24 protein-coding genes and 1 other RNA gene are annotated in these 21,685 nt (G+C 41.4%); 5 read left to right on the forward strand and 20 right to left on the reverse strand.

The window, feature by feature from the left end; genetic code table 11:
• Positions 1-101: 101 nt before the first annotated feature.
• The 9 genes from MHH65_RS09995 to MHH65_RS10035 form a co-directional block, all read right to left on the reverse strand.
• The gene (locus tag MHH65_RS09995; protein ID WP_024428120.1) at positions 102-2,039 is read right to left on the reverse strand and encodes an ATP-dependent DNA helicase; all 1,938 of its coding nucleotides are present in this window, start codon (positions 2,037-2,039) and stop codon (positions 102-104) included.
• Between the two features lie 75 nt (positions 2,040-2,114).
• Positions 2,115-2,312, reverse strand: coding sequence for a hypothetical protein (locus MHH65_RS10000; RefSeq protein ID WP_024428119.1), 198 nt, complete (start codon positions 2,310-2,312; stop codon positions 2,115-2,117).
• 105 nt (positions 2,313-2,417) lie between these two features.
• Entirely contained in the window at positions 2,418-3,572 is a 1,155-nt protein-coding gene (locus MHH65_RS10005; protein ID WP_024428118.1) for a class I SAM-dependent RNA methyltransferase, read from the reverse strand.
• Between the two features lie 108 nt (positions 3,573-3,680).
• Positions 3,681-4,067: RNase P RNA component class B (gene rnpB, locus MHH65_RS10010), an RNA gene on the reverse strand.
• 60 nt (positions 4,068-4,127) lie between these two features.
• Entirely contained in the window at positions 4,128-4,433 is a 306-nt protein-coding gene (gene gpsB, locus MHH65_RS10015; protein ID WP_012010336.1) for a cell division regulator GpsB, read from the reverse strand.
• A 75-nt stretch (positions 4,434-4,508) separates the two neighbouring features.
• A complete protein-coding gene (locus MHH65_RS10020; RefSeq protein ID WP_029706022.1) occupies positions 4,509-5,051 on the reverse strand; it encodes a DUF1273 domain-containing protein in 543 nt (180 codons plus the stop codon).
• Between the two features lie 48 nt (positions 5,052-5,099).
• Complete coding sequence (locus MHH65_RS10025) at positions 5,100-5,336, reverse strand: CotD family spore coat protein (protein ID WP_080652975.1); 237 nt, start codon at positions 5,334-5,336, stop codon at positions 5,100-5,102.
• 316 nt (positions 5,337-5,652) lie between these two features.
• Entirely contained in the window at positions 5,653-6,900 is a 1,248-nt protein-coding gene (locus tag MHH65_RS10030) for a ribonuclease H-like domain-containing protein (RefSeq protein WP_024428117.1), read from the reverse strand.
• Between the two features lie 24 nt (positions 6,901-6,924).
• Positions 6,925-9,171, reverse strand: coding sequence for a DEAD/DEAH box helicase (locus tag MHH65_RS10035; RefSeq protein WP_024428116.1), 2,247 nt, complete (start codon positions 9,169-9,171; stop codon positions 6,925-6,927).
• Between the two features lie 159 nt (positions 9,172-9,330).
• Between MHH65_RS10035 and MHH65_RS10040 the strand changes: the two genes are divergently transcribed.
• Complete coding sequence (locus MHH65_RS10040) at positions 9,331-10,449, forward strand: NADH-dependent flavin oxidoreductase (RefSeq protein ID WP_024428115.1); 1,119 nt, start codon at positions 9,331-9,333, stop codon at positions 10,447-10,449.
• 57 nt (positions 10,450-10,506) lie between these two features.
• On the opposite strand, the gene MHH65_RS10045 is transcribed toward MHH65_RS10040, so the two are convergent.
• Positions 10,507-11,013: a PTS glucose transporter subunit IIA gene (locus MHH65_RS10045; protein ID WP_034280784.1), complete on the reverse strand. Its 507-nt coding sequence runs from the start codon at positions 11,011-11,013 to the stop codon at positions 10,507-10,509.
• A 169-nt stretch (positions 11,014-11,182) separates the two neighbouring features.
• Between MHH65_RS10045 and MHH65_RS10050 the strand changes: the two genes are divergently transcribed.
• On the forward strand, positions 11,183-11,602 hold the full coding sequence (locus tag MHH65_RS10050; protein ID WP_176967037.1) for an Hsp20/alpha crystallin family protein: 420 nt from the start codon (positions 11,183-11,185) through the stop codon (positions 11,600-11,602).
• 20 nt (positions 11,603-11,622) lie between these two features.
• Here MHH65_RS10050 and MHH65_RS10055 read toward each other — a convergent pair whose 3' ends face one another.
• From MHH65_RS10055 to MHH65_RS10065, 3 genes are all read right to left on the reverse strand, one after another.
• Positions 11,623-12,084: a YppG family protein gene (locus tag MHH65_RS10055; RefSeq protein ID WP_061109277.1), complete on the reverse strand. Its 462-nt coding sequence runs from the start codon at positions 12,082-12,084 to the stop codon at positions 11,623-11,625.
• Between the two features lie 108 nt (positions 12,085-12,192).
• A complete protein-coding gene (locus tag MHH65_RS10060; protein WP_224426683.1) occupies positions 12,193-12,573 on the reverse strand; it encodes a YppE family protein in 381 nt (126 codons plus the stop codon).
• A 49-nt stretch (positions 12,574-12,622) separates the two neighbouring features.
• Entirely contained in the window at positions 12,623-12,856 is a 234-nt protein-coding gene (locus MHH65_RS10065) for a DUF5446 family protein (RefSeq protein WP_223251001.1), read from the reverse strand.
• A 197-nt stretch (positions 12,857-13,053) separates the two neighbouring features.
• Here MHH65_RS10065 and sspM point away from each other — a divergent pair, with 197 nt between their 5' ends.
• Positions 13,054-13,158, forward strand: a complete 105-nt coding sequence (sspM, locus tag MHH65_RS10070) for an acid-soluble spore protein SspM (RefSeq protein WP_024422772.1) — start codon at positions 13,054-13,056, stop codon at positions 13,156-13,158.
• 23 nt (positions 13,159-13,181) lie between these two features.
• On the opposite strand, the gene MHH65_RS10075 is transcribed toward sspM, so the two are convergent.
• Positions 13,182-14,138 carry a DUF2515 domain-containing protein gene (locus MHH65_RS10075; RefSeq protein ID WP_098677475.1) on the reverse strand — a complete coding sequence of 319 codons (957 nt, stop codon included), beginning with the start codon at positions 14,136-14,138 and terminating at the stop codon, positions 13,182-13,184.
• 46 nt (positions 14,139-14,184) lie between these two features.
• On the opposite strand from MHH65_RS10075, the gene recU reads away from it, so the two are divergent.
• Together recU and MHH65_RS10085 are read left to right on the forward strand one after the other, a co-directional pair.
• Positions 14,185-14,820: a Holliday junction resolvase RecU gene (gene recU / locus MHH65_RS10080; protein ID WP_024428112.1), complete on the forward strand. Its 636-nt coding sequence runs from the start codon at positions 14,185-14,187 to the stop codon at positions 14,818-14,820.
• A 19-nt stretch (positions 14,821-14,839) separates the two neighbouring features.
• Complete coding sequence (locus tag MHH65_RS10085) at positions 14,840-17,560, forward strand: PBP1A family penicillin-binding protein (protein WP_268417523.1); 2,721 nt, start codon at positions 14,840-14,842, stop codon at positions 17,558-17,560.
• A gap of 36 nt (positions 17,561-17,596) precedes the next feature.
• Here MHH65_RS10085 and MHH65_RS10090 read toward each other — a convergent pair whose 3' ends face one another.
• The 6 genes from MHH65_RS10090 to MHH65_RS10115 form a co-directional block, all read right to left on the reverse strand.
• Positions 17,597-18,106: a YpoC family protein gene (locus tag MHH65_RS10090; RefSeq protein ID WP_025093074.1), complete on the reverse strand. Its 510-nt coding sequence runs from the start codon at positions 18,104-18,106 to the stop codon at positions 17,597-17,599.
• The gene (gene nth, locus MHH65_RS10095) at positions 18,103-18,765 is read right to left on the reverse strand and encodes an endonuclease III (protein WP_024422776.1); all 663 of its coding nucleotides are present in this window, start codon (positions 18,763-18,765) and stop codon (positions 18,103-18,105) included. The genes MHH65_RS10090 and nth overlap by 4 nt, the downstream gene beginning before the upstream one ends.
• A gap of 17 nt (positions 18,766-18,782) precedes the next feature.
• Positions 18,783-19,487 (reverse strand): DnaD domain-containing protein, encoded by a 705-nt coding sequence (locus tag MHH65_RS10100; protein WP_024422777.1) that lies wholly within the window; start codon positions 19,485-19,487, stop codon positions 18,783-18,785.
• Between the two features lie 99 nt (positions 19,488-19,586).
• A complete protein-coding gene (gene asnS / locus MHH65_RS10105; RefSeq protein WP_098677506.1) occupies positions 19,587-20,879 on the reverse strand; it encodes an asparagine--tRNA ligase in 1,293 nt (430 codons plus the stop codon).
• 114 nt (positions 20,880-20,993) lie between these two features.
• Positions 20,994-21,479, reverse strand: a complete 486-nt coding sequence (gene tseB, locus MHH65_RS10110) for a cell wall elongation/penicillin-binding protein regulator TseB (RefSeq protein WP_056767115.1) — start codon at positions 21,477-21,479, stop codon at positions 20,994-20,996.
• A 12-nt stretch (positions 21,480-21,491) separates the two neighbouring features.
• A complete protein-coding gene (locus tag MHH65_RS10115; protein WP_065214698.1) occupies positions 21,492-21,662 on the reverse strand; it encodes a YpmA family protein in 171 nt (56 codons plus the stop codon).
• Positions 21,663-21,685: the final 23 nt, after the last annotated feature.

Below are 21,685 nucleotides of genomic sequence, written 5' to 3' on the forward strand. Positions count from 1 at the left end.
ATATGTATGTACGTTTCAAGGCTACTTCAATGAATGTTCTTTTGTCAATGAAAAAGGAGGATACACAGTGGTATCCTCCTCATTTGCAAGTTTTCAGCTATTTAAGATGTGATGATGGGCTTCACTGGCAGGACGGATTCAATTTTACTTTGAAGCTCAGTATCTTCCTGACGATCAAAGTAAATATGAATGCTTCCTGCATCTTGGCTTGTCCGGATCAGTCTTCCGATACCTTGGCGTAAGCGAAGCAGCATATACGGAAGGTCAACTTCAGCATGTGCATCCTTTGCTTCATTCCGTTTCGCTTCAAATACCGGATCATGCGGCGGATAAGGAAGTCCCCAGATGATCACATTCGTTAATGATTGACCTGGAATATCAAGCCCTTCCCACAGATGAACAGAGCATAACACCGATGTCTCATCAGCTTGGAACTTTTGAACAATCGTGCTGATTTCCTCGTCTCCTTCAAAATATACGTCAAACGGCAGTGATTCATTTGCTGCTTCAAGCTGCTTTCTAAAGAAATGGAGTTCGTCAAATGAAGGGAATAATATCAGAGATCGTCCTCCATTTTCTTTCAGCTGAGTAATCACTTGCTGTGCTTTTGCCTCTTGCTCAGCGAGCTGCTGAATTCCATGGAAATAAATCTTCATTTGTTCATCGTAATCATACGGCGAAGCGACACTCATTGATAAGTAATCTTTAATCCCAAGACTTTCAGCTAAATAATCAAAGGATTGATTCTCAGACAATGTAGCGGAAGAGAAAATATATGGTCTTTTTTGCGAGAATACTTTTTCGCCAAGCACCTCTGCAACCGTCTTCGGCATCACAACAAATGTTGTATCTAATTCCTGTTTTTCCAGCCAGCTAATGGCATTTTTTTGATAAAGCGATAAAGAATACGCCATTTGTTCAATGTATTCTTCCACAACAGATAATTCGTATTGATCGATTGTATACATCTCAGATTCAAACACGAGCGCTTCTCCGATTTTTTCAAGCAAGTCACACAATTCATTTGCAGAACGCTTCACCTCATCCACACGCCCAATTTCAAGCCGGTGCGAGCCTTTGACTTCTTTGGCATGTGTTTTTAAGAGATAAAAGAACTCATCGTTTGTTGCAAGTGCATCTTCAACAAGCTCTGCAAATTCTTCGCGTATGTCGTTTTGCAAAAGACGTTCCAAAAATGTTTCGAGCGTTGATTGCTTCACTCGGTACGTTAACGCTTTTTGTGCGGCAAACTCGAGAAGATGTCCCTCATCAAATACGACGGAGCTATGCTCAGGAAGCAGCGGAAGCTGGCCCTCACGTTTCCGGGATTCCTTCGTCCACACATGCTCCATGTAAAAATCATGTGAACAGATGATGAGATCTGTCGCTTTCCGGTAATGATCTCTTGATAAATTCAAACCACAGCGATGACGCATATCGCACGTCAGACAGTCCTGAAACGAGTCATAGCCAATTCGTGACCATTCATCATTTGATAACTCCGGATACTCTTTTCGATCGCCATACGGATAAAAGGTTTGCATGCCATGTGATTCATGAACAAATGAAGGCAGTGATTCATAAATATCGAGCCACTTTTCATCATCTTCACGCTGCATCGTTTTCTCCAGCTTTTTTAAGCATAAATATTGATCATGCGATTTACTTAATCTCGCATCTATTTGAATATCAAGGTGATTAGCAATTTTATAGATATCACCTTCTTGTTTAACGAGCTGTTCAATTAACGTTTCGTCTGCACATGCAATAATCGCAGGCTTCCCTGTATACCTTGCATATGTGACGGCAAATAATAGATAGACGATGGTTTTGCCTGTGCCTACCCCAGCTTCGGCAAACATCACACTTTTTTCTTTAAAGGCTCTTTCTAGTTGAAAAGCCATAAATATTTGTTCATCTCGAAGATCAAAGCCCTTTTCTGGCAAAATGTCATAAAACACATCACCAATCCAGTTGCCCAGTTCTTCGTAAAAATTGTGTTCTTTTGATAATGAAAAAGGCAAACGAGATGCTGTCACCTGCTTCAACCCCCAACTTTTGAATCATTCAGACATTCAATAGTACCATTTACGCTGGGGAAAAACAATCTTTTTTTATGAGCGCAGGCGATGTTGATAGCTTTCCTTCATTAAAAATGCATGCTCAGAACGTTCTATGTATGCCTGAGCCAGCGCCAAATCTTCGATGGCTGCCGTAAGCTGAGCAGATTGTCCACCTTCATGCCCTTCTATTTCTTGAGCAGTCGAATTGAGTGCTTTTTGGATTAACTGAATTTGATCATAATGAATCATGAAGACACCTCTTTTTTTAAAATCAAGTTCAGTTTATTCCGCCACGCGAGGAGTTATACCTTTTCAGCATAAAAAAGCCGCACCTTTTTTCGGTGCGGCCATTTATTACGATTCGGTTGGTTGCTTTCTAGGCGGGCGTTTTCCCCAATATTGATAATAGTCTGTTTTAATAAATCCATTAAACAGCTTTCTCTTTTTCGTCGCTTTTCTTCCGAAGCACTCTTCGAATTTTTCGTGTGACGTTAAGATGTAAATGGACCATGTATCTAGGTTCTTAAACGCTTCACCCATTCCTTGATACATTTTTTCAACAGCTGGTTTATCACTCAGTCGTTCACCATAAGGAGGATTTCCAACAATCACACCGTACTCTTCTTTTGTTTGAAAGTCTTTTACTTGCATTTGTTTGAACTCAATCAGTTCACTCAGTCCTGCTTCTTCTGCATTCATTTTTGCGATGTCCACCATACGATGGTCGATGTCACTTGCGATAATGCGGAGCGGCTGATCATAGTTTGCTTTTTCTTCAACTTCCACACGCGCTTTGTTCCATACGTCTTCACCGATCCATTCCCATGATTCAGACGCAAAATCCCGGTTAAATCCTGGGGCAATGTTTTGTCCTATCATCGCTGCTTCAATGGCGATTGTTCCTGATCCGCAGAAAGGATCAACAAACGGACGGTCAGGTGTCCAGTTCGTTAATAAGACGAGCGCAGCAGCAAGCGTTTCTTTAATAGGTGCTCCGCCTTGATCCATGCGGTATCCGCGTTTATGAAGACCTACACCAGATGTATCAAGCGTAAGAACCGCTTTATCTTTTAAAAGAGCGATCTCGATTTTATATTCAGGTCCCGTCTCTTCAAGCCATTCAGACTGAATGTTGTAGGAGGATTTAAGCTTTTGAGCGATGGCTTTTTTGACGATGCGCTGGCAGTCAGGCACACTGGCAAGCTGAGATTTCACAGATTTCCCGATGACAGGAAACGTACTGTTTTTTGGTAAAAAAGCGGCCCAGTCAATCGCTTTCGTTTGTTCAAAAAGCTCATCAAATGTTTTTGCCGAAAATTCAGCAACTTGTACCTTGATCCGGTCTGCTGTACGCAGCCAAAGGTTTGCACGGCAAATGGCAAGAGCATCCCCCTTGAAAATCACTTTTCCGTTGTCGACTGTGCACTCATAGCCAAGGTCTCTTACTTCTTTTGCAACAATTGCTTCAATTCCCATTGGAGCTGTTGCGATGAGTGTATAGGTTTTCATTGATTTATCACCTGTTTTCTCGTCCTTTTATGTATTCAAGATAAAAGCTCTCCATATGTTGAAATAGGAGAGCTTTGTTTCATCATGTTTATGATAACGGATTTAACGTTCTGTAAGCCATGTTTTGTTCCATCGTACTGCAAACGGCAAATGCCTCGTACTCAGGTGGTAATCATCTATCTACAGAATTCTCTGTCCTTCTCTCCGTTTGGTTCCTTTGAGAAAGTTCCCCTACCAAGTTTGGGTTTCTCGCTCGAGGGGTTTACCGCGTTCCACTCTCACCATTTCTAGTGAGACTTCGTCACTGTGGCACTTTCAAGGATACTTTGCCATATCCTAAAAAGGACGTAGGCATTTTTCCTGCCGTCAGCCTTTCCCAGGCTGCCCTGGCTTATTTTTTCGCCAGGCACGAACACTACGGGCATCTCAGCACCGTGCGAGCATGGACTTTCCTCTGCAATGCCCTAAATAGCATTACAGCGATTACCCGAACGTTAATCAATAAGCGTTATTATAAACGACAATGACATCTGACACAAGCTTTTTCAGCAAGACTCAATCATAAAGTTTGCTGCCGAAAACGTGTTTCTCAAGGTTCGATAGTCTTTTTAAAATATCAAAGTTTGTTGTATTAGACTGTGCAGGCTGTCTTTTCCCTTGTTCAACAGCTTCTTCAAGCTGTTTTGACAAGTGGAGGTTTTCTTGTTGAAGTTTTTCGATTTCTTGGTTGAATGTCTCATAGTCTTTAATGACCATATCTAAAAATTTATCGACTTCTTCTTGTTTGTACCCTCTGACACCTGTTTTAAATTCTTTTTCTAAAATTTCTTTCGCAGAAAGCTTTACTTTATCAGCAAGCATCTTTTTCACCTCATATCGTGAATTCATAGTATATTTTTTCAGAAATACGTGACGTTGTCAAATTTTCTCTTGCTTTTAATCAAAAAACGGATCTTCCGCCTCAACCTGTGCTCTTAGATCATCCATCGTGATGTACATAATGGGGTAATCGGTATAGGCTTCCGCCTCCCTGATCATATACTTCGGCGATCCCTCATGCTCGGGATCATATAAGACGAGAAGACCATCTGTTTTTTCAATAAAAAAGCGATTCTTTTGTTTAAATTGTGCCGGACTTTCGTACGGTCTATGCGTGACACTTTCTACAAAATCGGCCTGTGCAAGAATTCCTTCATACAACTCTTTGTTTTGTTCATTCCAGCGCTCTTCCTGTTCATAAAATGGCGTAATGACTGCAAGTTTTAACGCTGGATATTCCTCCTGAAGCTCAAACACCACTTCGGCTGTCCAAATTTCTGCCCCAAGCTGCCCTGATATGAGCACCCATTCCAGACCTTCTTCGATAAGGGCTGTCAGCCTTTTTTGAAGCTCCGCTTTTATGTATTGAAGTGCAGGCTCGTCTTGTTTGAATATCCCAAGCTCAAACGGCTTGTACCCTGTGACAGCAATAATTTTCATTTTTTCACCTGCTTTTAAAAAATGGGACTTATAAAAGTCCCATTCACTTTATCTGTTACAGCAAGGTCCACCGCAGTTAAAGTGTTGATGTGTTGTCGGGTCCACCTGAGAAAACGTATGCGGGAAGTAGTGAACATGTTTGAAATTATGGTGGTGAACATTTGTCACATGCTGCGGGTGGATATGCGGCACAATTGTTGTTGACTCGCTGTGTGTACAGCAATGATTCGTCGGATGAACAATTGGCTGTGTAACATTCGGATGGCAATGATGATGATGGTACATGTAGCATTCCCCTCTCCTTTATTTTCTTACATTATCAATGTATGAATCAAGAGGTGTACATGTACTAATGCATTAACCTATTTTAAAAGTTGGCAAGAAAAATATCTTTATAGTTTGAAAACACAAAAGCGACCAAAATGACCACAAGAAAAAACAAGTAGAAAAGACCCTTATACATGCTATACGCTCCTCATTCAATATCTAACGTTATTTTACAGGATTCGCGGACTTTCTACAATAAAAGTGCTAAACAATTTTTATTTTCGGCCGAGAGCCGAACGTTGTCATTTTTTGCGCTTTCCCGGGTAATATTATTTCATTGCCCAGCTTTTCTCAATAGCCGTTTTTTTCGTTTCTCAAGCTCTTTCGTGTCTCGCTCGCTTAACGATGAGAAAGATAATAAAGATTCCGTGATGGAAAGAGCTGACCTTGCATCTTTTTGGCGATGCTCTTTACACTTCGCAAGCTCTATACCCGCTTTTAATGCTAAATGGACATCACTTGATTCAAATAATGTTTCCCAAATTCGAACTGCTTCATCCCACTCGTTTAGCCGTTTATATTGTAAGGAGAGATCAAAAGCCGCCTGATTGGCATGTTCAAAATCAGCACCTGTTAATTCCAGTAAATGCTTCGTAGCTTCCTGTACATCACGATGCGCAAGATGCCACTTAGCCAGCGCGTATTTCTCATCGTGCTCCTTTACTGCATCCATAGATAGAATTTTTTTGGATAGATGAATGTAGAGGCTGATTAACGAAAGGACGTCTAATTCATTATGAGTCAAAATCCCTTCAATGAGCTTCGGATTTTGTTCCTTTAAAAAGTGAAAATAGATCATCGGTGCCAAAAAACCCGGTGTGTCTCCTTCCCGGTGAACGTGCAGCTCTTCTTTTTCAACTACAGACAGCGCCATTCGTTCATATTTATGCTTCCACAACCGTCTTGACCCATGCAGAAGATCAAAGTGGCCAAACTCTGGAAGAGCAGGGATTTGATCTCGCAGCAAAGTATGTCTCGTTTTCACTTGCGGCCAATCGAATGATTTTCCATTATATGTAACGAGTGATTCTACGTTCACTTCATCGAGAAAGCTTTTATAAAGAGCTGCTTCATTTCCCGGATTTGTGAGCAGGTGCTGTTTCACCACTACTTTGTCAGCAAAGACCCGCGCATGTCCTAGCAAGAAGATCATATTTCCCGTTCCACCAGATAATCCAGTTGTTTCTGTATCAAAGAAAAACAGTTCATGCGGCTTGTAACCTTTAGCCGATAGAGAATGCTGGATGCTACTTTTGTTCCATGCCTCGATGATCTTTGGCAGTTCCGCAAACGAGTAGAGTCCATGCTTATCATCTAATGAATAGGTGACTTCTCGAATGAGACAAAAAGAATCCTCAAAGTGATAAGGAGCTGCTCCCAATTGCTCCCATTCCTTTAAAAATGGAATGTTATCGGCCGTCACAGGCTGAGGTTGCCCTTCCACTGCTTTTTGCCGTTTTTCGTTTGGCTGGTTGTGCGATAGGTGCTTCTTCATTCGATTTAATTTCCCTTTTAAAGACATGAGTAGGTATCTTCCTCCTTCCCCTTAAAATACAGACATCAATTCAACAATGCTGCTTTTTCCGCTCACCTCTTTCATTTCCATGCCAATGCAGGATGGACAGCCGTTCTCACAGCGGCACCGCTCTATCAGCTGAATGGCTGCACCTGCTATTTCATCGAAACGAGCTTGGACTTCTTTGCTTAAACCGATTCCGCCAGGGTAGTGGTCATATAAAAAGACTGTCGGTTTACCGGTATGTGCCGCTTTAATTTGTGAAACAACATGAATATCTGAGCGGTCACACATCACAAAAGCAGGTACAATGTGCTGAAGAACATTTGCGATGCCAAGCAGCAGCTGTTCAAGTGTCTTCTCTTCAAATCTCCGCTCTGCCTCGTGTAATTCAAACCAAGCCGCACTCGTATGAATTTCTTCTTCCGGTAAGTAAATCGGTCCAGACCCGATATTTTCACCAGTACTCAGACGGATTTTTTTGAAAATTGTTGGCATTGCGTTGACAGTCACATCACCGTAGTGAACAGATACTGCTTCTTTCTCTGTTGTCTGATCGATTTCCAGTACCTTGAGCTGAACAGCTAAATTCGCATCTGTATAGTATTCTACATCTACTTGTTTCACATAAGCCTTCAAATGCTCGTAATCTAGCTTTTCTACTTGATACTGAACCCCTTCATGTAAATAAATCGCCTCATCATGAAGCAGTGTCATTGCACTGAATCGATCCATCTCTCCAATAATCCGAACATTCGCTACGTCAGATTGATCCACAATTACCACATTTTCTTGGCTTGCAGACCGCAGGCTGATGCCATGCGCTGGGAACGATTGATCTGACCAATAATACCGGTTCCCGCTAAAATGAAGAACCCCTTCCTCATGTAAGTATTGCAAAATGTCCTCTACTTCCATCCCGCCAAACTGTTCATCCGTCCGAAATGGCAGCTCGTAGGAAGCACATTTTAGATGATCCACTAAAATAATGAGATTTTCAGGATTGATTCTGGCTGCTTCAGGCGGTCTATTAAAGAAATATTCAGGGTGTCGGACAATATATTGATCAAGGGGTGAGGAACTTGCCACCATGATAATGAGCGCCTCCTCATGACGCCTTCCAGCACGTCCTGCCTGCTGCCATGTACTTGCTACACTGCCAGGATACCCCGTCATAATGCATACCTTTAGCTGACCTATATCTACCCCTAATTCTAGTGCGTTCGTGCTCACGACACCTAGAATGTCTCCTTCTCTTAACCCCTTTTCAATCACGCGCCGCTCTTTTGGCAAATAGCCTCCGCGATACCCGCGAATCGATTTTGGACCAATTTCTTTTTTCACAAGCTCTTGAATATGACTTAAAATCACTTCTACTCGTACTCTGCTTCTAGCAAAAACGATCGTTTGAATTTTTTCTTTTAAAAATGTTTTAGCCAATTGGTTGACGACAGTGGCAGCGCTTTGTCTAATATTTAATGGTTTATTCACCACCGGCGGGTTATAAAACACAAAATTCTTTTTACCGCTAGGCGCTCCGTTTCGTTCAATAAGATGCACTTTGCTCCCTGTGAGCTGCTGCGCCAGCTCTTTTGGATTTGCAATCGTTGCGGAAGTACAAATGAAAATCGGATCACTTCCATAAAATGCACAAATACGTTTTAACCTGCGAATCACATTAGCCACATGACTGCCAAAAACGCCTCGATATGTATGAAGCTCATCAATGACAATATACTTCAAATTCTCAAATAAACTGACCCATTTCGTATGATGAGGCAAAATAGCTGAATGCAGCATATCTGGGTTTGTGATGACAATATGTCCTGCTTGTCTGACTCGCTGCCGAATGGCCGGGGAGGTGTCCCCGTCATATGTTTCACTATGAATCGGAACATCCATCTCGTGGATGATCTCGTTAAGTTCACTCTTTTGATCCTGTGCGAGCGCTTTTGTTGGAAATAAATAAAGAGAGCGGTTTGTCTGGTCTTCTGCAATCGACTGAAGAACAGGCAGATTGTAGCAAAGCGTTTTACCTGAAGCTGTTGGTGTAACCGTTACTACATGCTCACCATTCATTACTCGTTCAAAGGCTTCTTTTTGATGAATATACAACTCTTTCACGCCTCGTTTTTCAAGCGCCTTTTTTAGCCTGTCGTCCACTCTTTCAGGAACGGGTGAGGTCTGTGCAGGCTTTGCTTCAATTTCATGCCAATGTTCTACCTGTTCGTCTTTCTTTAATTCTTCTATCAGTTCGTTCATTGTTTTCTTTTTCATATTGCGTCCACCTCTCATTCTAGTGTACCGAATATTTGTTTGCATGACTAGGCGGCAATTTTTTGATGGGGACTTATGAGCAAATACTTTGAACTGTTGTAACAGTATCTATTACACTTCTAAAGTGAAATGATTTTATCAAGGAAGAAGATGATCAGATTGAAAAACGAATTTAAGCCTTTATTTGAACCATTTACGTTTCCAGGAGGCGCCTCTATTGATGGCCGGTTAGTGGTTGCTCCAATGACACACTTTGGTTCTCATGACGACGGCACCATTTCAAAAGACGAAATTGACTTCATTACAGCTAGATCAAGTGAAATGGGCATGGTGATTACAGCATGTGCGAATGTGACTCCAGATGGGAAGGCATTTGAAGGACAGCCTTCTATCGCAAGAGATGAAGATATCCCTGGCCTGAAAAAACTGGCTTCAGCTATCCAGGCGAAAGGAACAAAAGCCATCATTCAAATTCATCACGGCGGCTCTCAGGCTCTCCCTCATTTAGTTCCAAACGGTGATGTGGTTGCGCCAAGTGATGTGTTTAAAGATGGAAAACAAATTGCACGCGCTTTAAAAGAAGAGGAAATTACGCATATTATCGACTCCTTTAAAGAAGCGGCAAGACGAGCGGTTCAAGCAGGGTTTGACGGCGTGGAAATTCACGGAGCAAACGGTTATTTATTACAACAATTTTACTCACCGCATAGCAATCAGCGTACAGATCAATGGGGAGGAAATGAAGAAAAACGTCTAGCTTTCCCTATTGCTGTTGTAGATGCAGTTAAAGAGGCCATCAAAGAACATGCGGCTAAACCGTTTATCTTTGGATACCGGTTATCTCCTGAAGAACCAGAAACACCTGGTTTAACAATGACAGAGACGTTTACATTAGTAGATGTTCTCAAAACAAAAAGCCTCGATTATTTGCATATCTCTTTAATGGAGATTGGCTCTAAAGCAAGACGAGGCGCAGATTCTAATAAAACTCGTATGGAACTGCTAAAAGAACGCTGCGGCGATGCTCTTCCGCTTATTGGAGTAGGCAGTGTCATTACAGCTGAAGATGCACTCCATGCTTACAATCAAGGGATTCCTCTCATCGCTGTCGCACGAGAGCTGATCGTCGACCCAGATTGGGCTAAGAAGATTAAAGAAGGCAGAGAACAAGAGATTGAAACCGTCATTAAACGCAGCCAAAAAGACAAGTATCTCATTCCAGAAGGATTGTGGTCTGTCATGGAAGCAAGTCAAGGCTGGGTTCCGATGGAGGATTAATGTCCTCAGCACAATAAAAAACTACCCTATCAGTGGGTAGTTTTTTCTATTCATGGATTATTTCATTTTCACTGTAAAGAGCTTGGACATCTGCTTTTCTACAGAGCCTTTTGGTTCTTTATCAAGTCGTTCGATAAGGTCACCATTCATAATCACAATCGGTGTCACTGTACTTGATGCTTTCTCTTCAATCAGTTCTAAATCACATGTAATAAGAGGATCACCGATTTTCACTTTATCCCCTTCTTTCATGTGCGCTTCAAATCCTTCACCATTTAACCCAACTGTTTCAAGTCCGATATGAATCAGAAGCTCAAGCCCCGAGAGTGTTCGAATGCCAATTGCATGTTTTGTATGGAAGAGCTGAATGATTTCACCCTCTACTGGTGACACAATCGTCCCACTTTTTGGTTTTACTGCTACGCCGTCTCCCATCATCTTTTGAGAAAAGACGGGATCTGGTACATCAGTCATATCCATTAACTCTCCATCAACTGGAGAATAAATGACTTCTTCCTTTACATCATCTTGGTTTTTTCCGAAACCGAATAATTTTTTCAGCAATGTCAATTTGCTCCCTTCAAGCTTTGCTTCTTAAATCTATTTCGTGTATGAAACTTTACGCCCATACACCTTGCTTCATTCAACACTATTTAATCATAATTTTTTCCTCTCATCAATTGATAACCGCCTGAGCCCCCTCTGCATAGGCTGTAGATGAGAGGTGATTCAGATGAAACATGAAGGCGAAAAAAAACATGAAATGCTGGCAAATGAAGATATGCTATATGAAGCGATTGAACAATTTTTTGCATCCTCCCCGTTTCACAAGATATTAAATAGTGCAGAGGCACTCATGACCACATCGCATTCACTTGCATCCATTACGACCGGTGTGACAGAGGATGAACAGAATGTGTATATCGAGATTCAATTTCCAGACCATTTTGTCGAAGGAGACATTGCGCTAGAAGTAAAAGCCCAATATTTACACTTATCAGTACAGGAAAAAATCAAAACAGATACGACTTCTTCGTATTCAAGCTTTACCAAAACCATTTTAATGCCGGCAAAAATAGATGAAACGAAAATGAAGAGTGAGTGGAAAGATCAATCGCTTCATGTGTCTGCGCCAAAGCAAACAACCCAATAGATCAATCTATTGGGTTTTAGCTATGCTTTAAAAATGCTTGTAAATCCTTTCGCCAATGAGCCTACTTGATTCATTGTACTCATCATTTGGCCAGCTGTATCAAACATTTTGTTAAAATCGTATTGCCCATTCGTCTTTTTGAATTGTGACAGCACACTTTTAAATTGAGATGGCTGCTGTTTTTGCGGCCTTGGCAATGGATAAGGGTTCATAGGCGGCTGCATGGGCATCATGCCTGGAGGCGGCTGCATTTGGGGTGGGTTCATCGCTTCAGGCGGCTGTAAAGGCGGCACGTTTTCTTGGTATCCATAAGGCGGCTGATAAACAGTAGATGGTGCCTGATTCATTCCCCCTCCACCTTGATACGGCGGCATGAAATAGTCTGGAGGCTGCGGAGGCTGCTGCTGCATCTCTGGATACGGAAAAGGCCTTTGCTTGAATTGATTGAATTCATAAGGCTGCTGGTTTGAATAAGGGAACATCTATCTCGCTCCTCTCGCTCTCAACACATATTGATGACACTCATATATTATGACCAAGAGCAGAAGATGTGCCTAAAGAAGCCATAAGAAAAACGCAGCATCATGTCTTTAGCTGCGCTTTTTGATTTCTTCTATTAAAAGGTTCAGAGTGTAAACCACTGACTCAACTAAATTTTTTACACGGGGTGCGTGCTGTTTACCAAAATAAGATTGCAGGACAACCTCTTTTCCATTTTCTTTTACGGCTTCAAGCTGTTCTTGGTGTAAATATCTAGGTTTGGCCTGCTCAATAAACGAGATGGCAGCGGTGAGCCACTCCTCCATTTTCTGATCAAATGTAACAACGGCCGGCTGAATATCCGTATAAAAATCATACGATGGGTACTCCTCTTCAGCCTTTCCCTTTTGGTACTGCTCATACGCTTCTTCGATCCATATTCTCAAGTTTTGTGTATGTTCAAGTAATGTTTGATTATCCAAAGTGTTCACCTCTATGAACCATCCTATCAAACGTTTACCTATTGCTCAAATAGAAAGGCTATCCGGCGTGATATGCCGGTCTTGCTGCCAGTTTATACTCGGCTGCATGAAGCTTCACTTCACAGTCCTTTACTTCTGATTCAAGCCGGTCAATGATTTGTTCTTGCTCTTCTATCGCTGCACGTTTCGTCTGCTTCACAGCAAGAGACAGCTCTTCCTCTACCGCATCAATTTTTCGCTCGATTTCCTCTAACAACTGCATAATGGATTCTTTTGATACAAATTCGCTCATCATCAGATTCCTCCTTTATCGTCTCTCGTTACATTCTCTTTTCTTTCTCACCCTCCTTCACACATGACAAAACTAGAAGCAAATCGCCAATCTAAGTGTAGATGAGCGCTATTTCTTCCTTTTCGACAGATGCTTGTCCTTCTTTGTATGATTGCGTCCGATTGTGTAAATTCTAAGGACAAAAGGAGGTAGATTTCATGAAAAAGCAGCCAGCACCAAAAGAGCAAAAGCCAAAAGGGAAAGAAAACAGTCCAGATCAGCTTGATAAAAAGCTCGGCGGTCCTAATCGTCCATCAACGTAAAAAAAGCAGGCACCCCCTGCTTTTTATTTATGCAAAAAATAGTGCTCTAATGAGAAAAGAAAACGAAGCTGTCTTTTTTTATGGAAATACCAGTCGGTCAGATCAATCTGCTTTGGCAGCGGCTCTGCCTCAAATAAAGATGGACTCAATTTCTTTTGAAACCAATCTTCCCTTTGATCGTCTAATGAATGTGTCATCACCGGATAAACCGTCCGAAGAAAAGGTGTTGACCTTCTAGCGATCCCTAAAAACGGCTCAAAATCAAACCGAGACCCCGTATGCGGAACGGTATGCAAAAAATGATAAAAATCCGAAAACAAATCGGCTCGAAATAATAGTTTCGCTAGTTTTTTACCTAATGTAATACGTTCCTTTACATTGGAAAACTTCCGTATGGTTAAGCCGTACAAATGCCCGTCCACCGTTGGAAAAACAACGGTTTGGAAATGTCCCCACTCGCTGAAAAGATATTGAATCGAGTGAAAAACATTCTTTTTCAGAAGAGGATTTTGTATAATAGGAGATTGTATAGTATATTGTTCATTTATGATGAGTGCATATAGCAGACGCTCTGTGTCACACTTTAGCCAGAAACGTTCCCACTCAGCGCTCATAAACCGAGACACGGAGAAATAAGGCAGCAGATGAAACAAAGGTTTACTGCACCTTTTAGACCATTCATACAAAAGAAGCTGAGGGTAAGCATCCGAAAAGATCAGCCAATTCGCTCTTTCATATGCTGTGAAAAAAAGGTGCCCCTGCTGATCCGTTAAACCTGGATGGAAGAGCTCGCCCTTTAAATCCGTCATGGACCACCCAGCATTTCTCGAGACAAAGGAAGCGAGCAGCGACCATTTCATCTCTGGATGCCGGTCATAAAAGCGCTTGTAAGCATTTGTCCTCGTCAGGTTGTCTTTATTTTTTGCTTTCGTTTCACGCAAAATTTGCTGAGTGATGATGTGCTCTTCTTGGGACAACATGGTGATCTCTCCAATACAAAATGCATTAAAAGGAGGCTGAAACTTGATGATTCGGTATCCAAACGGAAAATCGTATCAGCCCATACAACAAATTGGGACAAAAAAAAGAATCAGCGGCGAATCCTCTTATAGTAACCGCGGGATGACGCTTGAGGCTGATTTAAATGAAACGAACCAATACTATTTGGTCAACGGGATCGCAGTCATTCATAAAAAGCCTACCCCAGTTCAAATTGTGAATGTGGATTACCCAAAAAGAAGTGCTGCTGTCATTAAAGAAGCCTATTTTAAACAATCATCCACAACAGACTATAACGGGGTGTATAAAGGCCGCTATATCGATTTTGAAGCAAAGGAAACCAAAAGCACTACCTCGTTTCCGCTCAAAAATTTCCACGACCATCAAATTGAGCATATGAAACAGGTTGAAAAGCAAGGCGGCATTTGTTTCGTTATTATATCCGCTTTTGGCTCCGTTTATTATTTGCCCGCTTCAGATCTCTTTTACTTCTGGGAGCGGCAGAAGAAAAACGGCCGTAAATCCATTAGCAAAGACGAATTAATGGAAGCTGGCCACATAATGACACTTGGATATTCGCCAAGAATTGATTATATTAAAGTAGTGGAGACACTTCATTTTTCGGATGAAAGCAATCAGCAATTACGTTCGAAAAAGGTTTAACACGAAAGGTTGAGATGTGATGTCTGATCAATTTACAAGTCGTGAACAGCGACGTAAAGCAAGTCAAGTTAACAATAAGAAGCAAAAGAACAAAAAAGGCAAAAAGAAAGCAGGTCTATTTAAAAAAATATTTTTATCTTTACTCGTGATCGGTCTACTTTGTTTAGTTGCCGGAATCACAACTTTTGCCGTTTTTGCATCAAGCGCTCCTTCTATTGATGATAGTAAGCTTAAAACACCATACTCTTCAAAGCTTTATGATAAAGACAAGAAAGTGTTTGCAGAAGTTGGTGCAGAAAAAAGAACGTATGTCTCGATAAAAGATATACCCGATGTGGTAAAAGACGCATTTATTGCGACTGAAGATGCACGTTTTTATAAGCACCACGGGATTGATCCAATCCGTATCGGCGGTGCCCTTGTCGCAAACGTTGAGGACGGCTTTGGTGCTGAAGGCGGAAGTACCATTACACAGCAGGTTGTGAAAAACTCCCTCCTAACCAATCAAAAGACGTTAAAACGGAAAGTACAGGAAGTATGGCTCTCGATTCAGCTTGAGCAAAAATACTCTAAAGATGAAATTTTAGAAATGTATTTAAACCGGATTTTCTTCTCTCCTTATGCTTATGGAGTTGGGAAAGCAGCTGAACAATTTTTCGGAGTCACAGATTTAAATAAACTAACCGTTGCACAAGCTGCTACACTTGCAGGTATGCCGCAGAGTCCTTCTGCCTATAACCCAGTGAAACATCCCGAGGCAGCGGAAAAACGCCGTAATATCGTTTTAAGCCTTATGAAAAAACAAGGCTACATTTCAGAAAAAGAATATGACGTTGCAAAAGCAACCCCTGTCAGCAAGACAGTTGTTTCAGCTAGTAAATATAAGAGCCAAAACTCTAGTAAGTACTCTGCCTACATTGAAGAAGTGATGGAAGAAGTACAGAAAAAAGCCAAAGTGGATGCATCAACTGATGGATTAAAAATCTATACTTCCCTTGATCGAAATGCACAGGATCATCTAAATGATATCATCAATGGAGATTCAGTTGGATTTACGAAAGGGATGCAGGCGGGTGTGACCCTGCTTGATACGAAAAATGGTGAAATTCGCGCCATTGGCGGTGGACGTGATGTACCAGCCGGCGGCTTTAACTATGCGACGGATGCAAAACGCCAGCCAGGCTCCACAATCAAACCGATCTTAGATTACGGCCCAGTCATTGAAAACAAAAAATGGTCAACATATCAGCAAATTGATGATGCACCGTATACGTACTCAGATGGTACACCGATTAACAACTTTGACAGAAGACATTTAGGTAAAATGTCGATGAGAAGTGCTTTGGCACAATCGCGTAACATCCCTGCACTTAAAGCATTCCAAGAAGCTGGTTCAGCCAATGCCGCTCAATTTGCTAATAATTTAGGCATGGACTTACCTTCTGATATTCCAGAATCTTATTCCATTGGTGGATTTGAAGATGGTGTGTCTTCATTAAAAATGGCAGGTGCATTTAGTGCATTCGGTAATAACGGATACTATAATGAACCGCACGCTGTTACATCTGTTGAATTTAATGATGGGACAAAGCTTGACCTTACGCCGGACTCAAAAGCAGCAATGAGTGATTACACAGCATTTATGATTACAGATATGCTGAAAACTGCTGTCCAATCTGGTACTGGTACACTTGCACAAGTACCGAACGTTCAAGTAGCTGGTAAAACAGGTACAACGAACTTCACACAAGATGTTATTAATAAACACAATATCCCTTCTGGCGGTGCGAAAGATTCGTGGTTTGTCGGTTATACGCCGCAATATACAGCAGCCGTTTGGACTGGAATCGGTAATTCAAAAGATGCAGACGGCAAAATATGGCTGAATGATTACGAGCAGCGTGTTGCCAAAATTGTCTTCCAGCGATTAATTTCTCAAATTGATGATGGAAGCGGCTCATTTGAAAAACCAGACAGTGTCGTTGAAGCTACGGTTGAAAAAGGATCCGATCCTGCAAAATTAGCCGGACCGAATACACCAAGTGACAAGAAGACAACAGAATACTTTGTTAAAGGAACGGTACCAACAAAAGTCTCTGACACTTTTGAGAAAAAAGAAGCCGACAAGCCTTCTGACTTAAAAGCGGTGTATGATGAAGAGAAAAAATCCATCACACTGACTTGGGGCTATTCTGACGACGCTGATGCTACATTTAATGTCAAGCAAGCGGTTGATAATGGCGGCTATAAAGAGATTCAAAACAGCTCTGCTAAAGAAGCGGTCATCTCTGATGTGAAGCCTGGCTCCACTTATAAATTCCAAGTGACAGCCACTGTAGATGATGTCACGAGTAAAGCGGCTTCTACCTTCCTCACCATTAAGGATGACGCAGATGAGGAAGAAAAAGCGGATGATGAGAATAAAGAAGAAGAAGAACCGCAGAAGCCTGACGACGAACAGACAGACCAAACAGACGATAACAAAAATCAGCCCCCTGGCACTGATGAGCAAAAGCCTGATGACAAAAAAGATCAAGATAAGGATAAGGATCAGGACCAAGGTGGAAATACAGAAAACGGAAATAATGGTTCTTCTTCAGAAAATGGCTCAGACAGTACAAATGGGAACAGCAGCAACTCGCAAACTGATAATAAAGATAAAAAGAAAGATGATGAGAAAGCCAACTCTCAAAGTTCCAATTCGCAATCAAATGCTACTTCTCGAAAAGAAGATGAATAATGAAAAAGCACTTGCCTCCTATGGCAAGTGCTTTTTTTAACGCTGCTGTCTGATTTTTTTTAGTGCTTCATATTTTCCATACTGCTTTTTTAATTCCGTGTATAGCTCGTCCAATTGAATAAAGCAGTGATATTGAGTTGGTTTTAGCAAAATGAACTCTAAACGTTCCGTCCAATTAATCGGAGCAACAGGAAATGTCTCTTGCTTGATATGTTCCCATTCAAACGTTTGGACACTCTCCCCTTTGATCCAGTAAAACATCGCAATCATACTGACGATTCCTTGCAGCATATCATCTTCTTCACAGCGGGATTTTCTTGTTTGGAAACGAGGAAGCATTTTTTCTTTTAATTCGTCCCACAGCTCAAACATCACAGGAACAAATCCTTCCGTTTCCTGCCATGGAAACTCGTCTGTTAAAACTTCTGAAGATAGATCATATGCGAGCGGATTGGCTCTCAGTATATCTACTCGATCACCTTTAATCTCTACCTTTTTTTCTTTTAGCTTTTCGACATATGAGGTGAAAACAGCTGCCCCGCTCATGCCAGCTTCACCAATCCTTTTTTAAGCCTCTTCTGCCCTTCTCTGCACATATCAAGAAGTGGACACGATTCGCACTGCGGCCGCTGCGCCTTACAATGATATCTCCCAAAAAAGATCAGACGGTGATGCGTCACAGACCAATCTTCTTTTGGCACCTTTTTCATCAAGGTTTGCTCTACTTCAAGCACAGAATCCTTCCAGCGGCAGATGCCTAGACGCTTGCTGACTCGTTCTACATGTGTATCTACTGCTATTGCCGGTACCCCAAAAGCGACTGAAACGACGACATTTGCTGTTTTCCGGCCAACCCCAGGAAGCTTAACAAGCTCGTCCCGGTCCTTTGGTACTTCACCGCCATATTCTTCAATCAGCATTTTGCTCAACTTTTGAATGTTTTTAGCCTTATTTCGATAAAGACCAATCGAGCGAATATCTTGCTGCAGTTCTTCAAGCGGTACACTTAAATAGTCTTCTGGTGTTTTATATTTTTGAAATAACGTTTTGGTGACCTTGTTTACAAGCACGTCCGTACATTGAGCAGAGAGCGCAACAGCAATCACAAGCTCAAATGGATTGGCATGAACAAGCTCACACTCAGCCTCTGGAAACATATCTCCTATAATATCTAAACACTCATTGATTTGTTTTTTTGATAACATGCCTTCTCCTTTATTGGTTATTGTTCCAGCCAATTATAAAAAGGAACTTGTCGTTTATAAGTGGACGTCTCTTCGTTTGAAGGTGGCGTTTTCTGCTGAGAACGGAAGTGCTGGCTATGTTCTTTTGCTTCTTTCGCTGTTTTCAGCCCTTTCTTTTTCCACTCAAATAAAATTCGATCAATATAACGGAAATTTAATTTCCCTGATAAAACGGCTTCTCTTAGTGCTAGCCGAATCATCTCAGCATCATGATGGTCTTGATCCATCCAGATCGAAAGTGTTTCTCCTTCAAGAGGTGACAGCGGTCTGCCGAATTCATCTTCAAATAAAGCATATAAAGATTTTTCAGCCTGCACCTGTTGTTTTTGAACTTCTTTCGCCTGTTTTGTTTCTAAAAAGTCATACAGCACGCCCCATAAAGGTTCTACTGAGTAACGGTCATGCTGAATACCAGACCTGTCTTCAAATGGCTGAATCGAGATAAATCCTTTTTGAATCAGATGCTGAACCATATACGCGCACTCTTCCGCTGAAATGGTCATGCCTTGAGAAAGCTCTTCAAATGTTTGAAAGAAAACGCCTTGTTCTTCATTCATTTTAATCTTGAGCATCACCATCATCTGTGATTCATTCAGTCCTAACTGCTCATAATGAGCAATCAGCAAATTAGGCAAACTTGTCGACCCCATTTGCTGCATATTAATAAATTGCTGCCTATTCATCGGATACACCTCTTCATTTTAAGTATATCACGTTTTATTTCACGTGCCTCTCTAAAAAGACGTTTGAAAAAGCCTCCATTTGTTGGAGGCTTTCACGTCTTAAGGGTATAAACGGTTTAATAATCTTGGGAAAGGAATGGTTTCACGCACATGCGGCGCTCCGCTAATCCAAGCAACTGTACGTTCAAGTCCAAGACCAAAACCTGAATGCGGTACAGAACCGTATTGTCTTAATTCTGTATACCATTTGTAAGTTTCCTGATCAAGCCCATGTTCTTTCAATCTTGCTTCAAGAAGCTCTAAATCATGAACACGCTCAGAACCGCCAATAATCTCTCCGTAGCCTTCTGGTGCAATCAAGTCTGCACAAAGGACAACATCTTCACGATCCGGTGCTGGCTGCATATAAAACGGTTTTAATGATGTTGGGTAATGAGTGATAAACACTGGTTTATCATAGCTTTCGGCGATCGCTGTTTCGTGAGGCGCTCCGAAGTCATCTCCCCATTCGATATCATCAAAGCCTTTTTCCTGCAAGAATTTAATCGCTTCATCGTAAGTGATGCGCGGGAATGGTGCTTTGATATTTTCTAATTTTGCTGTATCACGGCCTAGCGTTTGCAGCTCCACTTTACAGTTTTCAAGTACACTTTGCACAACATGAGACACATAATTTTCTTGATACTCAAGGTTTTCATTGAATTCGACAAAAGCCATCTCCGGCTCGATCATCCAAAACTCAATTAAATGACGTTTTGTTTTAGATTTTTCTGCTCTAAATGTTGGGCCAAATGAGAATACTTTTCCGAGTGCCATTGCTGCAGCTTCCATGTAAAGCTGGCCACTTTGAGAAAGGTATGCATCTTCATCAAAATATTTCGTAGCAAACAGTTCCGTTGTGCCTTCAGGTGCACTTCCAGTTAAAATTGGCGGATCTACTTTCACGAAACCTTCTTGATGGAAGTATTCATATGTAGCACGAATAATTTCGTTACGGATTTTCATAATGGCATGCTGTTTTTTAGAACGAAGCCATAAATGACGGTGATCCATTAAGAATTCTGTTCCATGCTCTTTTGGTGTAATTGGATAATCTGTCGCTTCATGAATCACTTCAATGGATTTCACTTGCAATTCAAAACCTAGCGGTGAACGCTCATCTTTTGTCACTTGACCTGTTACATAGACAGATGTTTCTTGAGTGACTGATTTCGCTAGCTTAAAGACTTCCTCTTCCACTTCTGCTTTTACTACGACTCCTTGAATAAAGCCTGTCCCGTCACGCAGCTGCAAAAATGCAATTTTTCCGCTTGAACGTTTATTGGCAATCCATGCGCCGATGGTTACTTCTTGATCGACGTGTTTGAACACTTGACTAATCGTTGTTTTCAACATAATTCCCTCCAAAGCCAGAAAGAAACTCACCTTTAGACAGGTGTGAATCTTTTTTCATACATTTTATTATAACCGTTCTAAATCAGCATGGTCAACGCAAGACAGGAGAAACTACGGTGTTAAATTTTTTTCCACGTGTCCTGTCGAGAAGTCGACATAGCTGAAGCTATATTGATTGTTTTCATTTAAGTATGTCACTTCCCAAAGAAGTACGTCACCTTCTCTCGCTAATTTGACTTCTTTTAGCTTAGAGACCGTGTTCTCCTTTTGAACGGCTTGTACTGCTTGATTCGAGGTAATGCCTTCTTTTGCTTTTTTTGCGATCACTTTTTCTTTTTTGCTGGCAGGAACCCAAACGTAGATCGTTTCATTCTGTTTGTTTTTCCCTTCAACAATAAATTGTTTTTCTTTCCCGACAAAGGTTTCCACTTGCTCCACTTGTACGATGTTTGCTTGTTCTTTTGCTCGTTCGATCGCTGCTTCATGCCCTTGTTCTCTTTGTCCCATGGCAATTTGATAAATCCACGTAAAGCTGATGATGCCAATAAGCAGAACGAGAGCCACTACAGATGAAATAATCCAGACTATTTTTTTCATGTCAAGCTTCCCCTATGTGCGATATATTGTAAATACCGCTTGATTTTGGTCTTCTTGATCTAATGCTAATCCAAACATGAGATCTTCTCTTTTAAGCGTTCTGTTCAATAAATCAACGATTTTGTATAGGTCTTCTGAATGCTTAATTTGAACAGTTGAAAGTACCTCTATTTTACTTTCCACTTCTAATTCCTCCTCGGTACGTA

It is taken from the genome of Bacillus sp. FSL L8-0654 (assembly GCF_038629965.1).
Lineage (GTDB): Bacteria > Bacillota > Bacilli > Bacillales > Bacillaceae > Bacillus > Bacillus safensis.